At 73.3% G+C, this 14,811-nt stretch carries 10 protein-coding genes; 3 read left to right on the top strand and 7 right to left on the bottom strand.

The window, feature by feature from the left end; translation table 11 throughout:
* Positions 1 to 30: 30 nt before the first annotated feature.
* Together ACWIX3_RS03555 and yaaA are read right to left on the bottom strand one after the other, a co-directional pair.
* Complete coding sequence (locus ACWIX3_RS03555; protein ID WP_448610704.1) at positions 31 to 2,604, bottom strand: SpoIIE family protein phosphatase; 2,574 nt, start codon at positions 2,602 to 2,604, stop codon at positions 31 to 33.
* Between the two features lie 188 nt (positions 2,605 to 2,792).
* Positions 2,793 to 3,551 carry a peroxide stress protein YaaA gene (gene yaaA, locus ACWIX3_RS03550; protein ID WP_448610703.1) on the bottom strand — a complete coding sequence of 253 codons (759 nt, stop codon included), beginning with the start codon at positions 3,549 to 3,551 and terminating at the stop codon, positions 2,793 to 2,795.
* Positions 3,552 to 3,771: 220 nt separating this feature from the next.
* On the opposite strand from yaaA, the gene fdhA reads away from it, so the two are divergent.
* Entirely contained in the window at positions 3,772 to 4,992 is a 1,221-nt protein-coding gene (gene fdhA / locus ACWIX3_RS03545) for a formaldehyde dehydrogenase, glutathione-independent (protein WP_448610702.1), read from the top strand.
* Positions 4,993 to 5,069: 77 nt separating this feature from the next.
* Here the strand turns inward: fdhA and ACWIX3_RS03540 are convergent, their stop codons facing one another.
* The 3 genes from ACWIX3_RS03540 to ACWIX3_RS03530 all read right to left on the bottom strand — a co-directional run bounded on the left by ACWIX3_RS03540 (position 5,070) and on the right by ACWIX3_RS03530 (position 8,502).
* On the bottom strand, positions 5,070 to 6,188 hold the full coding sequence (locus ACWIX3_RS03540) for a spore photoproduct lyase family protein (RefSeq protein WP_448610701.1): 1,119 nt from the start codon (positions 6,186 to 6,188) through the stop codon (positions 5,070 to 5,072).
* An 88-nt stretch (positions 6,189 to 6,276) separates the two neighbouring features.
* Positions 6,277 to 6,408, bottom strand: a complete 132-nt coding sequence (locus tag ACWIX3_RS03535) for a hypothetical protein (protein WP_448610700.1) — start codon at positions 6,406 to 6,408, stop codon at positions 6,277 to 6,279.
* Positions 6,409 to 7,641: 1,233 nt separating this feature from the next.
* Positions 7,642 to 8,502: a LysR family transcriptional regulator gene (locus ACWIX3_RS03530; protein ID WP_448610699.1), complete on the bottom strand. Its 861-nt coding sequence runs from the start codon at positions 8,500 to 8,502 to the stop codon at positions 7,642 to 7,644.
* A gap of 68 nt (positions 8,503 to 8,570) precedes the next feature.
* Between ACWIX3_RS03530 and ACWIX3_RS03525 the strand changes: the two genes are divergently transcribed.
* Positions 8,571 to 9,530 carry an EamA family transporter gene (locus ACWIX3_RS03525; RefSeq protein WP_448610698.1) on the top strand — a complete coding sequence of 320 codons (960 nt, stop codon included), beginning with the start codon at positions 8,571 to 8,573 and terminating at the stop codon, positions 9,528 to 9,530.
* 175 nt (positions 9,531 to 9,705) lie between these two features.
* Here ACWIX3_RS03525 and fxsT read toward each other — a convergent pair whose 3' ends face one another.
* The gene (fxsT, locus tag ACWIX3_RS03520; protein ID WP_448610697.1) at positions 9,706 to 12,294 is read right to left on the bottom strand and encodes an FxSxx-COOH system tetratricopeptide repeat protein; all 2,589 of its coding nucleotides are present in this window, start codon (positions 12,292 to 12,294) and stop codon (positions 9,706 to 9,708) included.
* A 498-nt stretch (positions 12,295 to 12,792) separates the two neighbouring features.
* Between fxsT and ACWIX3_RS03515 the strand changes: the two genes are divergently transcribed.
* Entirely contained in the window at positions 12,793 to 13,734 is a 942-nt protein-coding gene (locus ACWIX3_RS03515; RefSeq protein ID WP_448610696.1) for a tyrosine-type recombinase/integrase, read from the top strand.
* Between the two features lie 121 nt (positions 13,735 to 13,855).
* Here the strand turns inward: ACWIX3_RS03515 and ACWIX3_RS03510 are convergent, their stop codons facing one another.
* On the bottom strand, positions 13,856 to 14,659 hold the full coding sequence (locus ACWIX3_RS03510; protein ID WP_448610695.1) for an exodeoxyribonuclease III: 804 nt from the start codon (positions 14,657 to 14,659) through the stop codon (positions 13,856 to 13,858).
* Positions 14,660 to 14,811: the final 152 nt, after the last annotated feature.

Here is a 14,811-nt window from a genome sequence, read left to right as displayed (position 1 = left end):
CCCACTCGCAGGGCGGCTCACCCCTGGAGGTCAGGACGCAGGGTCGGGCGGGACGACGTCCGGGACGTCGTTGGGGCCGGCCTCCGCCGGCCGTGGGCGGTCCTGGCGGTGCAGGCGGACGGCGACCAGCGCGACGTCGTCCTCGGGGCGACCGTCCACCAGCCGCTCGAGGACCTCGTCCAGCAGCTGCTGCAGCGGCAGGTGGGCGACCTCGATGAGGGCCTCGCGCAGCCGTACCATCCCGGCGTCGAGGTCGGCGTCGCGCCGCTCGACGAGGCCGTCGGTGAACAGCAGCACCGTGGACCCGCGGTCGAGGGTGACCACCGACTCCTGGCGCTCGGCCTCGGGGTCCACGCCCAGCAGCAGGTCGCCCCTCCAGGCGGCCAGCTCGGCCACGCTGCCGTCGGGGTTGATCACCAGCGGCGGCAGGTGCCCGGCGTTCGCCCAGCGCATCCGGGTGATCCCGCGCCGGCGCTCGTCGTCGGTCTGCTCGAAGCGCGCCACCGCGGCCGTCGCCAGCACGTGCGTCTGCAGCACCGCCATCGAGGCGTCCAGCCCGCGCAGCACCTCGACCGGCGGCGCGTCGCTGTAGGTGGCGATACCCCGCAGCAGCCCGCGCAGCTGGCCCATGGCCGCCGCCGCCTCGGTGTCGTGGCCGACGACGTCGCCGATGACCAGCATCGTGGCCCCGCTGGGCTGCAGGAACGCGTCGTACCAGTCGCCGCCGACCCGCGCGGCCTCGACGGCGGGCAGGTAGCGGACGGCGATCTCCGCGTGGTCGGGCTCCGGCGGCTCGGTGAGCAGGCTGCGCTGCAGGCCCTCGGCCAGCTGCTGCTGCTGGGCGTAGAGCCGGGTGTTGTCCATGGCCAGGCCGGCGCGGTCGGCGACGTCCTGCGCGGTGGCGAGGTCCTCGCGCGACATGGCCCCGCCGAGGTCCGCGTAGAGGGTGAGCACGCCCAGGGTGCGCCCGCGGCCGCGCATCGGCAGGCAGACGGCCGAGCCCGGCGCCAGCGCGTCCAGCAGGTCCCGCGCCTCGCCGGAGGGCAGCAGGCGCCGCACCTCCACGGCGTCGGCGCGCACCGCCTCGCCCGCCAGCAGCGCGCGGGCCACCGGTGAGGTGGCCGGCATGGCGTCGAGCCGGAAGGTGGCGTAGCGCTCGACCAGCGCCCGGGCGGCCGGCTCGGCGTGCCACCAGCCGACGTCCCGCGGCCGCCCGTCCACGTCGACCACGGTGACGATGCACCACTGCGCCAGGCCGGGGACGACCAGCCGGGGCAGGCGGCTCGTCGCGGCCTGGGCGTCCAGGGTCCCGGCCAGCTCGGCGCTGACCTGTGCGAGCAGGGCCAGCCGCTGCGCGGAACGCTCGGCGCGGTCGCGTGCCAGCTTCCGCTCGGTCACCTCGATGAAGTAGACCGACAGGCCCTCGGGGCTCGGCCAGGCGCGCAGCTCGTACCAGCCGTCGAGCGGTGCCGGGTAGTGCGCGTCGAAGTTGACCGGCTGCCCGGTCCGGACGGCGCCGCGGTAGCCGTCCTCGAAGACGCTGTTCACCGTCGCCGGGAACGTCGTCCAGATGACCTGGCCGAGCAGCTCCTCGCGGCTGCGGCCGAGCAGCCGTTCGGCCTCGGCGTTCACGTGCGTGAAGCGCCACTCGTGGTCGAGGGAGTAGAAGCCGGCCGGCATCGCCTCGAGCACCCGCGCGACGCGCACGTCGCCGGTGCGGTCCTCGGTGGTGTCGTACGCGGCGCCGAGCACGCGGACGGCGGTCCCGTCCGGGCCGGCCAGTGCGCGGCCACGGGCCTGCACCCAGCGGGTCCCGCCGTCCGGGCGGACGACGCGGTACTCCGCCTCGAAGTCGCCGACGAGGTCGATGCAGGCGCGCAGCGCCTCGCTGACGCGGGGCAGGTCGTCGGGGTGCAGCCGCCGGTTGAAGGCGGTGATGGTGCCGTCGAAGTCCGCGAGGGTGTACCCGAACATCGTCATCAGCGGGTCGTCCCACACCAGCTCGCCGGAACGCAGGTCCCAGTCGAAGGTGCCCACGCCGCCGGCGTCCATCGCCAGCCGCCAGCGCAGGTGCTGGCGCTCGTACTCACCGGTCAGCGCCGCGTACTCGAGCTCGGTCACCACCGAGGCGGCGAGCTGCTGCAGCGTGGCGGCGTCGGTCTCCGACCACTCCCGCGGCAGCGGGTCGAAGACGCACAGCGTCCCGACGACGTGCCCCCCGCCGTCGGTCAGCGGGGCGCCCAGGTAGGCGACGACCAGCCCGCCGGTCACCTGGGGCAGGTGGTTCACCCGCTCGTCGGCCCGCGCGTCCGGGATGGCCAGCACCTCGGTGCCGGCCGCGGCGAGCGTGCAGGGGGTGTCGGTCAGGTCGGTCTCCCGGGTGGCGCTGCCGGGCGGCAGCCCGGCGACGCCGGCGACCGACTGGACGTCGTCCAGCAGCGAGATCTGGCCGGCTCGCGCGCCGAGCAGGCGCGCGGCGAGCTCGACCAGCCGGTCGACGGCCGGGGAGCTGCCCTGCGCGATGCGGAGGCGACGGGCGGCGCGGATGCGCGCCGAGTCCCCCTGCAGCTCCTCGGCTGCCGACTCGAGGTCGGACACGCGCACGGCACCGCGATGCCGCGGGGAACCCTCCACCGGTACCTTCCGTCCCTCGACGCCCGGCCGGGGGGTCCCCGAAGCCGCTGACGGCCACACTCTTAGGGCCCACGCGTCCCCAGATTTATGCCACGGCACCTCGGTTGGGCGCAACGATCCTGACGCAGATCACCCTCGACGCCACGATCCGTGCCGGATCAGCGTGTCGCCGCCTCCGCCGGGACGACGAGCGTCAACACCGTGCCCCCGGCGTGTTCCACGTGGAACCCGGCGCGCCGCAGCAGCGCCCGCAACCGGACGACGTCCGGGGGTTCGGCGGTCGTGGTGGCGAGCAGTCGGGCCACGCGGCCCTTGTGCGCCTTGTTGAAGTGGCTGACCACCGCCCGCGTGCCGTCCGGGCGCTCGCTCAGCACGTCGAGGGTGACCGCGCCGGGCACCGGCGCCAGCGCGGCGTAGGCGCCGCTGCGCAGGTCGACCACCAGCTCGTCGACGGCGGCGAGCACCGGCCCCAGCGCGGGCCGCCAGAGTGCGCGCAGCGTCGGCAGGCCGGGCAGCGCCGAGCCGGCCGAGAGCCGGTAGGCGGGGATGCGGTCGGTCCCACGGACCACCCCGAACAACGCCGACCCGACCGCGAGGCGCCGGTCGGCCCGCGCGCGCTGGGCGCGGGTCAGCGAGCGCACGTCGAGGGCGTCGTAGAGCACGCCGGTGTAGCGCTCCAGGGCGGGCGTCGTCGGCGCACCGAGCAGCTCGGCGTTGCGGGCGATCTCGTCGTCCTGCTTGTCCGACAGGCCCAGCGCCGCCCGCGCGGCCGGCCGGTCCGTGGCGAGCTCGACCAGTGCCTTGACCAGGCCGGCGCGGACGTCGGTCAGCTCGGGCCAGGAGAGCGCGGCCAGGTCGAGCGGAGCGCCGTCCCCACCGGGGCCCTTGGTCTCCGACGGCGGCAGCAGGACGAGCACGACGAACCACGCTACGTGTCCACAGGCCGTGTGTCGGATCCCGGCCCCGCGCTCCGGCGGGCCGCACCTGGGGTAGCGGGGACCAGACTCGGACCCCTGCCGCCTCCGAGCCCCGGAGGACCGCCGCGGACAGAGGGATCGGCCACCGGGGCGCCCGGGCGGTGAGCACCGCACCCCGGCCGGCACAGAGGCGTGCCGGCGCCGACGAGGAGGAGTGTCCGTGGCAGGCAACAAGGCAGTCATGTACATGGGGCCGGGCAAGGTCGAGGTCGCGGACCTGGACTACCCCGGGTTGGAGCTCAAGGAGGGGCCGGGGGTCAACCCGGCCAACGTCGGTCGCAAGACCCCGCACGGGGTCATCCTGAAGACGGTCAGCACCAACATCTGCGGCAGTGACCAGCACATGGTCCGTGGGCGGACGACGGCGCCCGAGCGGCTGGTCCTCGGCCACGAGATCACCGGCGAGATCGTGGAGAAGGGCGCCGACGTCGAGTTCCTGCAGGTCGGTGACATCGTCAGCGTGCCCTTCAACATCGCCTGCGGCCGCTGCCGCAACTGCAAGGAGGGCAAGACCGGGATCTGCCTGAACGTCAACCCGGACCGGCCGGGGTCGGCCTACGGCTACGTCGACATGGGCGGCTGGACCGGCGGCCAGGCCGAGTACGTGATGGTCCCGTACGCGGACTGGAACTGCCTGAAGTTCCCGGACCGGGACCAGGCGCTGGCCAAGATCCGCGACCTGACGATGCTGTCGGACATCTTCCCGACCGGCTACCACGGCTGCGTGACCGCCGGGGTGGGCACCGGGTCGACGGTCTACATCGCCGGGGCCGGCCCGGTGGGGCTGGCGGCCGCGGCCTCGGCGCAGCTGCTCGGCGCGGCCGTGGTCATCGTCGGTGACCTCAACACCGAGCGGCTGGCCCAGGCCCGCAGCTTCGGTTGCGAGACCGTCGACGTCTCCCAGGGCGATCCGAAGGACCAGATCGAGCAGATCCTCGGCGAGCCCGAGGTCGACTGCGGCGTCGACGCGGTGGGCTTCGAGGCTCGTGGCCACGGGAAGGACGCCGAGCGGGAGGCGCCGGCCACGGTGCTCAACTCGCTGATGGACATCACCCGGGCCGGCGGCGCGCTCGGCATCCCGGGCCTCTACGTGACCGGTGACCCGGGCGCGGCCGACGAGGCGGCGAAGACGGGGTCGCTGTCCATCCGGCTGGGCCTGGGCTGGGCGAAGTCGCACGCCTTCACCACCGGCCAGTGCCCGGTCATGCGCTACAACCGCCAGCTGATGATGGCGATCCTCCACGACCGGGTGCAGATCGCGAAGGCGGTGAACGCCGAGGTGATCCCGCTGGAGGACGCGCCGCGCGGCTACCAGGAGTTCGACCAGGGCGCGGCGAAGAAGTACGTGCTCGACCCGAACGGGATGATCCCCGCCGCATAAGAGATAAGGACCCCCTGCCCCCGCCACTCGCGAGCTCGCGGCGGGACCCTGCAGGGGGGCCGGCGCCAGCGGCTGCCTCAGGTCCAGTACAGGAGCCGGGCCTGGGGCAGCCGCTCGGCCAGCGCGGTCTCGAACCAGCCCCGCAACTCGGCCATCGTCTCCCGCGGGTAGACGTGCTTGACCGAGCCGTACTTCCCGCGCTTGGGAGTGCGGCGGGCCTCGTCCATGTCGAGCTTCGTGCGCGGGTACCAGTCCAGCAGCGTCTCCTTGCTGCCGGGCGTGAAGCGGTGGGTGATGCACTCGACGGTGAGGTCCGCGCCGGCCGGCAGGGCAGCGGCGACGGCGTCGAGCAGGTCGCCGTACTCCTCGCGCCAGCCCTCGACCGGCATGATCGGCGCGATGGTCAGGCCCACCGGGTAGCCGGCCGCGGCCACCGCGGCGAGCGCCGCGACCCGCCCGGGCACCGGGGACGTCGCCCCCTCGAACCGCCGCGCCACCGACGCCGCGTTGAGCGAGAAGCGCAGCCGGGTCCGCCCGTGGTGGGGCAGGCCGAGCAGGCCGGCGACGTCGTCGAACTTGGTGGTCGCCCGCAGCTGCACCGGCCCGGGCCAGTCGTGCGTGCCGAAGTGCTCGACCATCCGCGCCAGGCCGCCGGTCAGGTGCTCGAGGGCCAGCGGGTCGGTGTAGCAGGAGGCCTCGAACGTCGTCCCCTCGCCGCCACGCTCCAGCGTGCCCGAGGTGACCGCGCCGCGTCCGACGTAAGCGTCCAGGCCGTGGAGCACCTCGTCGAGGTCGGCGAAGACGCGGGTGATCGGCGGGCCGGACAGCGAGCCCGCGAGGTAGCAGTACTGGCAGTGCGCGGGGCAGCCCTCGGCCAGGTCGACGCGCCAGTCCGCAGACGGCGGGATCGGCTGCAACCTGCGCTTGGACGGCGGTGGTACGACCAGCGCCATCGTGTCCTTGGCGGCCATGAAGGCGGCGCGGTCGCCGTTCCCGCGGAGGTTGGGCAGCCGGTCTCCGGGCAGCAGCTCGACGTCGGACACGCCCGCGGCCTCGAGCCGGGCCAGGACGCGCTGTCCGTGCGGGCGCTCGGCGGCCGAGCGGGTGACCAGCACGCGCGACGGCGTCCACAGGCGCGTCGGTGCGGGGGCGGTGGGGGAGGGGACGGTGGGGGAGGGGGCGACGGCGGCGGTCATCACCCGGTACAACACCGCGTCGGGCCGGAGGCCTTCCTGCAGGGGCCCGCCGCGAGCTCGCGAGTTGTGGGGGCAGGGAGGTCCTCTTTCAGGCCGTGAGTTCGACCGCCACGGGGGCGTGGTCGCTGGCGCCCTTGCCCTTGCGCTCCTCACGGTCGATGCGTGCGCCGCCGACCCGGGCGGCCAGCGCGGGGGAGCCCAGCACGAAGTCGATCCGCATGCCCTCGCGGCGGGGGAACCGCAGTTGCGTGTAGTCCCAGTAGGTGCGACCGAGGTGTTCTAACCAGCACGATCAAGGCGCACTTAGGTTCTGACCTGCAAGGACACATCTTGGCCGATCAGTGCCGAACAAGACCAATCACAAGATCATGTGCCCCAGATGTGCCCCACCGGGGCGGAGCTCACGGGCAAGACCACGCAGCAACCAGCTGTCAACGCCGCCTCTAACCCAGGCCTTCGCTTCCTCGTCCTCCGGGCTCCGTCCGTCGACCCTCGGCGCCAACTGGGCGTGTCGCGCTTCAGGGTGGGCCTGCCGTTGATCGTCCCGACAGCTGCCCGAAGAAGGCGGCCCCGCCCCATTCCCATCGGGGCGTCTCCGACTGCGCCGGCCGCCGGAAGGGCGCTGTGCGTCCCTGCGGGATGGGCCTGCGGCCCACCCTTCCCCCGGCGCTGCGCAGTCAGAGGGGAGCTGGTTATGGGGAGGCGAGGCCCACCTAGGGACACGTCCGCCAGGCGAGGGACCGTGCCGGTGGCTATTGGCTCAGTTCGGGCTGCCTCCGGCAGAGGCATCCTTTCGGGTAGTGGATCGAGCTCGTGCGCCGACCCAAGATCCACTCGTTGCCGTTGACGATGATCTTGAGGGCCGGCCGTGTTCGAAGGATGCCCCGCTTCTGCTGAACGAGGCCCTCACCTCGCAAGTACGCATCGGCAACGAGCGCGAGTTCACGAAGGATCGCTTGCATGTAGCTCTCGTCGTCGAACTCCAAGAGCGTCGCGGAGACATCGAGGTCGAGGATGGTGATGTCAACCCGCCCGCTGGCCGCGCTGAGGCCGACAGCGCGCCGGCCCGCCCGTGTTCTGCGCTGAGGCTGGCTCGATGTATGTACGGCGCACCGGGTTGCTTGTCCCACGCCACCTCGACGCGGTCGTAGAACACTTCGAGCACGACTCGACGCAGCATGCGCTCGACGTTTGGCGTCACCACAACAGTCTGTCCGGGGGACTGCCCCATGGGCCGCCCTCACGGCAAGCCGCCGACCGTCTCATAGCGGCCGGCCACCTAGGGACAGAGGGACACGAAGGCTGCGAGCAAGGACATCCGGGGCGCGGGGCGCTGACGACTACGGAAGCCGCCGGAGGCGCTGTGGGTCACGACTCGTCGTTCTGGCGTCCACGGACGGCTCGGTCCCGGACGGACGGGGCCGCCTCCGCCGGGCCGTGGTGGGGCGCGCAGCTAGGTAGTCGCGTAGAGCCGGGTGATCGCATCGACCAGATCGCCCAGGCCGTTGGGGGAGTGGTCGCGCCACCAGGCGAGTCTGACGGGGATGCGGGGGCCGTCCTTGATGGGCCGGTAGGCCACCCCGGGGCGCGGGTGGTGGTGCGCGGTGGCCTCGGCGGTGGTTCCCACGCCACGCCCGGCGGCGATGGCGTCGAGCCAGCCGTCGACGTCGGTGGACTCGATGAACCGGGGCGGATGGTCGGCGCCGTGCCACAGCTGGCCGCTGGTGGTCCCGACCCGGGGATCGATGATCACGGTGCGGTCGGCGATCTCGGCCATGCTCAGCTGGCGCCGTCGCGACCACTGCGGATCATCGGAGGCGAAGGCGACCAGCCGGCGTTCCAGCCCCACCACGAGGGAGTCGAATCGCTTCTCGTCGACCGGTCGGCGCACGATCGCCACATCGCACCGGCCCTCGGCCAGGCCCGCGGTGGGCGAGTTGTGCCGGACCAGTTCCAGCTCGAGCCCGTCGTGGCGCTGAGGCCAGTCCCGGTGCAGGCGCGCGGTGTGCCGCCCGAGCGCCGCCCACGCGTACCCCAGCCGCAGGACGTCGTGGCGCGAGGTCAGGAACTCGGTGAACCTCGCCGCCTCGGACAGCACCCTCCGGGCATGAGGCAGGACCTGTTGCCCGGTGCTGGTCAGCTCGCACCCGCGCGGCACCCGCCGCAACAGCCGGTCCCCCACGGTCTTCTCCAGGCCCGCGATGGTGCGCGAGACCGCCGCCTGCGAGACGTACAACTGCGCGGCGGCCTCGGTGAACGACCCCGCTTCGGCGGCGGTGACGAAGAACCGCAGCTCCCGGAGGCTCCACTCCATAACACGAGCGTATGGCGGTTCGAAAACATGCACTAGGGTCATGCGGACCGCGGCCCTACCGTCGGCGTATGGACACCCTCGACACCGTGGAACGCGCGCACGACGCCCCTACCGGCGGCCGGCAGCTCTCCGCTGCCACGGCGAGCCCGCGTCAGCGCGGCGCCGGCATCGCGCTGATGCTCGCCAGCTCGGCGTCGAACCAGACCGGCGCCGCCCTGGGTGCGTGGGCGTTCCCGGCCATCGGTCCGGTCGGCGTGGTCGCGGTCCGCCAGTTCGTCACCGCCCTCGTCCTGACGCCGATCGTGCGCCCGAGGCTCCGTGGCCTGCGCCAGGACCAGTGGTGGCCGGTCCTGGGGCTGGTGGTCGTGTTCAGCGTGATGAACCTCAGCCTGTACGCCGCGATCGACCGCATCGGGCTCGGCCTGGCCGTCACCCTGGAGTTCCTCGGCCCGCTCACCGTCGCCATCGCCGGCTCACGACGGGCGGCCAACATCGCCTGCGCCGCCCTGGCCGGAATCGGCGTGGTGGTGCTGACCAACCCCGGCCCCGCCACCGACCTCATCGGCATCGCCCTGGCCCTGCTCGCGGCGCTGGCCTGGGGCTCCTACATCCTGCTCAACCGCACCCTCGGCCAGCGGCTTCCCGGCCTGCAAGGAACCGCGGTGGCCAGCCTCGTCACCGCCGCCGCCTGGACCCCGGTCGCCGGAACCTGGTTCGCCTTCCACGCCCCCACTGCCGCGGCCATCGCCCTCGCCGTCGCCTGCGGGCTGATGTCCTCGATCGCGCCCTACGTCGCCGACCTGCTCGCCCTGCGCCGAGTACCCGCCCAGGTGTTCGGCACCTTCACCAGCATCAACCCCGTCTGGGCGGCCCTGGCCGGCTGGCTGGTGCTCCACCAAGCCCTCGACCTCAACGAGTGGATCGGCATCGGCCTGATCGTCATCAGCAACGTCGCGATCTCCGCACGAGCACTCACCTCGTCGAAGGAGCAGGTGCGAGCGGCGCCGCTCCGGGACATCGCAGACTGACCGCGGCTCGGCGGCCCATCGCCCGAGGCAGTCTCTGGCCCCGATGCAGACACGCGTCGTCGGAGGCCTGTGCGCTGACCTGCGACTGCCAACTCCTGCCGTCCATTCTGAAGGTGAATTCTTGAGTGGGGTCGCCGGATGATCAGGCGTTGGTGCTGTTGTAGCCCTCAGCCGTTCATGGCGATCGGCGCAGCCGGTCGGCGGCGGCATCGTCGCCGCGGTCGAGATGGCCGATGCTGGCGTGGGCCAGGGTCAGTGTGAACGGGTGGCTGGGGCCGAACACTCGGCGGCTGCGCTGCAGGGTGTCCTCAGCCAGGGCGCGGGCCGGCTCGGCCTTGCCCAGCAGCATGAGCGCGCCGGCCAGTGCGGCGGCCGCCATCAGAATGATGGGGTTGTCCTGTCCGAGGACTCGGCGGCTGCGCTGCAGGGTGTCCTCAGCCAGGGCGCGGGCCGGCTCGGCCTTGCCCAGCAGCATCAGCGCGCCGGCCAGGATGGCGGCCGCTTCCAGGGTCAGCGGGTGGTCCGGGCCGAACGCTCGGCGGGCGCGCTGCAGGGTGTCCTCAGCCAGGGCGCGGGCCGGCTCGGCCTGGCCCAGCAGCACCCGTGCACCGGCCAGGATGGCCGCCGCCATCAAGGTGGTCTGTCGGTACGGGCCAAGGACGGAGTGGCTGCGCGCCAGGGTGTCCTCCGCCAGGGCGCGGGCCGACTCTGCCTCGCCCAGCAGCAGGAGGGAAGCCGCCAGGCTGGCCGCCGCCAGCAGGGTGGTGGGGTGGTCGGGGCCGAACACTCGGCGGCTGCCCTGCAGGGTGTCCTCGGCCACGGCGCGGCCGGCCTCCGTGTCCCCCAGCTCGACGAGGGCGAGAGGCAGGATGGTCGCCACGATCAGGGTGGTGGGGTGGTCGGGACCGAACACTCGGCGGCTGCGCTGCAGGGTGTCCTCGGCCAGGGCACGGCCGGCCTCCGTCTCGCCCAGCTGGACGAGGGCAAGGGTGAGGGTGCTTGCGGCGGTGAGGGTGTCGGGATGGTCGGGGCCGAGGCTGGGCCGCCAGCGCTCGAGCAGCTGCTGGCAGGTCGCACGGCTGGCCCGGCTGTCGCCGCGGTCCTGCAGATAGCTGGTCACAGCCAGGACCATTTCCCGGCCGGCGGAGGAGCGATCCGCGTGCGGGCCGGTGGCGAGCACGTGCGAGGCCAGAGCGGCGTAGGCCGGCCAGGTGCGGGGATCGTGCGGGTCACCGCAGGTGGCGGCGGCCAGCAGCCTGACCACCTGCTCGACGGTGGCCTGCTGCTCCTCCGGGGGCAGTCGCTGGCGGATCACCGCCTGCACCAGCCGGTGCACTTGGAAGCCGTCGGGAGTGCGGCGGGCCAGCGAGTAGCCGACCAGTGCACCGACCGTGTCGGCGAGGGCGTCGAGGTCGGTCGCGGTGGTCCGCAGCGGCTCCTCCAGCAGCTCGGCGTGCTCCCCGAACAGCGACAGGGGGATGGGGCCGGGAGCCAGGAACGCGGCCAGCTGCAGCAGCTGCACCGCGGCCAGGTCCCGATGTCGCAGCCGCTCTAGGGACAGCGTCCAGGCGGTGTCCAGGCGCCCGGCGTAGCCGAGCACCTCGCCGCGGGCCAGCAGGCTCGCGCGGTGTTTCCGGAAGCGGCGTAGGTAGTCCGCCGCCGGCAGGGCGGTCTGCTCCAGGTAGGCGGCGGCCTGGGCGGCGGCCAGCGGCAGGTCCCCCAGTTCGCCGGCGAGCTTGTCCGCCAGCTCCCCGTCCAGGTCCGGGAGGCGGGCGCGCAGCAGGGCGACCGTCTCGGAACGGGCCAGCACGTCGACCTCGATCCGCCCACCGAGCGCCCCCCAGCCGGGGAAGCGGGAGGTGATCAGCAGGTGCCCGGCGCCGGCGGGTCGGTAGTCGGCGACGTCGGCGGGCCGTTCGGCGTTGTCGAAGACCAGCAGCCAGCGGTCGCGGCGGCGCAGCTCGGCCAGCAGCCGGTCCACGGTGGCGGCCACCGTCGCCCCGGCGGGGAGGTCCAGCCGGGCGGCGAAAGCAGCCAGCTGGTTGGCGATCAGCACCGGCTGTTCGGCGTCGATCCACCACACCAGCTCGTAGTCGGCGGCATACCGGTGCGCGTACTCGAGCGCCAGCTGGGTCTTGCCCACCCCGCCCAGCCCGTACAGCGCCTGTACCGCCGGTGTGCCCTTCTGGGCGCGCAGCCGCCGGCGGATCCCGGCCAGCAGGCCGTCGCGGCCGGTGAAGTGCGGATTGCGCGGCGGCACCTGCCACACCCCCGGCAGCGTGCCGGCGAACCCCGGCCGCCCGCCCACCCCGCCGCCCGGCGACGCGTCCGAGCGGGGGAACGGCGGTGGGCGGGTCGGGCGCCCGCCGGCGAGCCGGTCGCGCAGGCGGGCCGCGGCGGCGGCCTCGTCCAGGTCGGTCAGGTCCACCCGGATCAACGGAGCGAACAGCGGAGGAACCGTGACCGGTTCGACCAGCACCGGCACGACCCGCCCCGGCTCGTCCGCCTGCGCCGCGAAGGCTGCCCGCAGCTCCGCCCCGCCGAACACCGAGGCGAAGTAGGCGGGGGTGCACACCGCCAGAAGCCGGTCGGCCCGCTGTAGCGCCTGCTGCATGCGGGCGACGAAGTCCTCACCCGGTGCCCAGTCCCACACGTCCAGCTCGACGGTGTAGCCGGCCTGCTGCAGCTGCCAGGCCAGCCATTCCGCCCAGGCGGTATCGCGGCCGGCGTGGCTGATGAAGAAGTCGGTCCCCCGGCCGCTCACGCTCCACGCATACACCGGTTACCTGTCGCACGGGAGACCTGCCCGTGTCCGGAGTCGACCGTCACCGGTCCGGGCCGCGGCAGAGCCTTATGTGCGCGGTGCGGCGGGGCGCTGTGTGGGTCGTCATCTGCTCTCCCGGCCGGAGGTCACGCCGGCGTCGGTGGGGGCGGACCGTCGCCGGGCAACGGGGTCGGGCTGCGACCGTCGAGCGCCGCCGATGGTCGGACCCGTTTCTCAAGGCGTCTCGCGCGAGCGGCGCCTGGGAACCTCTCGACGCGAGCCGGCGCTCGGGCATCGGCCCCGGCTCCTCGATGCGCTCGACATCGTGGACGGCGCTGCAGGACTCGGCCACCGCGTCCGCATCAGCGGTCACCGCCAACATCGCGGGCCTCTTCAGGCGCCAAAGAGAATCAACAGCTGCCATCGACCGCCATTAGGTAGACCTTCATTCGACCCTCTCAACCGCAAGGTGAGTCGCTGCCAGCGGGCATTCCAGCATTGCGGGACGACCGGGGCAGACAGCGCAAGAAGTCCTTCAGCAAGAAGGGCGACGCTGATCGTCACGCGGCCACGGTCGAGGCGGACAAGGCGCGCGGCACGTACGTCGAACCGTCGAAGACCACCGTCGCCGAGGACGCCCGGAGGTGGGCGGAGACCCGCCCGCACCGGCCGACCACGGCGCGGCGGACCGAGATGATGATCCGACTGCACATTGACGGGACGCGTCCCGGTGGCCGGAGGTTCGCGGACGTGCGCCCGTCCGAGGTCCAGGCGCGGACCACCGACCGGTCGAGGGTGCTGGCCCCCACCACCCTGCGACAGGCCGTCGGGCTGCTCCGGAGCGTGTACGCGGCCGCGGTCCTCGACCGACTGGTGGCCTCCTCCCCGGTCGTCCGCATCCGGCTCCCCAGGCACGAGAGGGAGCGGGTCGTGCCGCTGTCGGTCGAGCAGGTTGCGGCGCTCGCCCGGGCCATGCCGGAGCGCTACCGGGCCATGGTCCTCACTCAGGCCGGGCTCGGGCTCCGGATCGGCGAGCTGCTCGCGCTCCGCGTCCAGGACGTCGACTTCCTGCGCCGCACCGTGCGGATCGAGTGGCAGTTCACCCAGGGGTCGAAGGGTGAGCGAAGCGAGCCGAAGACTCCCCGATCGAGGCGGACGATCCCGCTTCCTCGGGTGGTTGCCGAAGCGCTGGCCTCCCACCTGGCGGCGTGCCCAGCGGCCGAGGACGGGACGATCTTCACGACCCGGAAGGGTGTCCCGCTCGGGCACGTCTACTACGGCCACAACCTGATGGGCCGTGCGGTGACCGAGGCGGGGCTGCCGCGGGGGACGACGAGCCACGACCTGCGGCACCACTACGCCAGCGTTCTGCTGGCGGCCGGTGAGTCGGTCGTGGCCGTTGCCGAGCGGCTGGGCACGAGGACGCCTCGCTGGTCCTGAGCACCTACGGGCACCTGATGCCGGACTCGGACGACCGGACGCGCAGCGCCGTCGACGCGGCGTGGGACATAGCCAGTGCCCCGTGTGCCCCGGATGTGCCCCAGGACGCGCTCCCGATCCGCTAGTCGGCCAGCTCGACGACCACGGGCGCGTGGTCGCTGGCGCCCTTTCCCTTGCGCTCCTGCCGGTCTATCAGGGCGTTCGTCACCCGGCCGGCCAGCGCGGGTGAGCCCAGCAGGAAGTCGATCCGCATGCCCTCGCGGCGGGCGAAGCGCAGCTGGGTGTAGTCCCAGTAGGTGTAGACGCCGGGACCGGGAGCGTGCGGCCGGACCACGTCGGCGTACCCGGCGTCGACGATCGCGCGGAAGGCGGCGCGCTCGGGCTCGGAGACGTGCGTGGAGTGGGCGAAGACCCGGACGTCCCACACGTCGTCGTCCTGCGGGGCGATGTTCCAGTCGCCGACCAGGGCGACCTGCGCGCCGGCGTCCTCGGCCAGCCAGCCGGCGGCCGCCGTCCGCAGCGCCTCGAGCCACTGCAGCTTGTACCGGTAGTGCGGGTCGGTCAGCGCGCGCCCGTTGGGGACGTAGAGGCTCCACACGCGCACCCCGCCGCAGGTGGCGCCCAGCGCGCGGGCCTCGGCTGCGGGCTCGGCGTCCTCCTTGGCCGACCAGTACGGCATCCCGGGGAAGCCGACCTCGACGTCGTCGAGGCCGACGCGGGAGAGGATCGCCACCCCGTTCCACTGCGAGTGGCCGACGTGCGCGACCTGGTAGCCGAGGTCGGTGAAGCGGGACTCCGGGAACTGGTCGTCGCGGCACTTCGTCTCCTGCAGTGCCAGGACGTCGACGTCCGAGCGCTGCAGCCATGCCACCACGCGGTCGGCGCGGGTGCGGATCGAGTTGACGTTCCAGGTGGCGAGACGCACGGGCACCGACCATACGGAGTGCCTCGCGAGTGGGTACGGCCTCCGGCCACCTGCCCGCAGGTGAGCCGCTCGTGGTCGGGGTACCGGACGGGTGTCCCCAGGTGGCAACCGCGACGGCCGTGTGGGGACGCTGCGGGTGGGAGCATGGGAGC

Source organism: Geodermatophilus sp. URMC 60, assembly GCF_053502585.1.
The sequence above is the reverse complement of the archived record's forward strand: the minus strand, read 5'-3'. Positions and strand labels throughout refer to the sequence as shown.

Coding starts and splice junctions, on each gene's coding strand:
- ACWIX3_RS03540 (WP_448610701.1), bottom strand. CDS start 6,188: ATGACCGCCGCCGTCGCCCCCTCCCCCACCGTCCCCTCCCCCACCGCC.
- ACWIX3_RS03535 (WP_448610700.1), bottom strand. CDS start 6,408: ATGCGGATCGACTTCGTGCTGGGCTCCCCCGCGCTGGCCGCCCGGGTC.
- ACWIX3_RS03530 (WP_448610699.1), bottom strand. CDS start 8,502: ATGGAGTGGAGCCTCCGGGAGCTGCGGTTCTTCGTCACCGCCGCCGAA.
- ACWIX3_RS03525 (WP_448610698.1), top strand. CDS start 8,571: ATGGACACCCTCGACACCGTGGAACGCGCGCACGACGCCCCTACCGGC.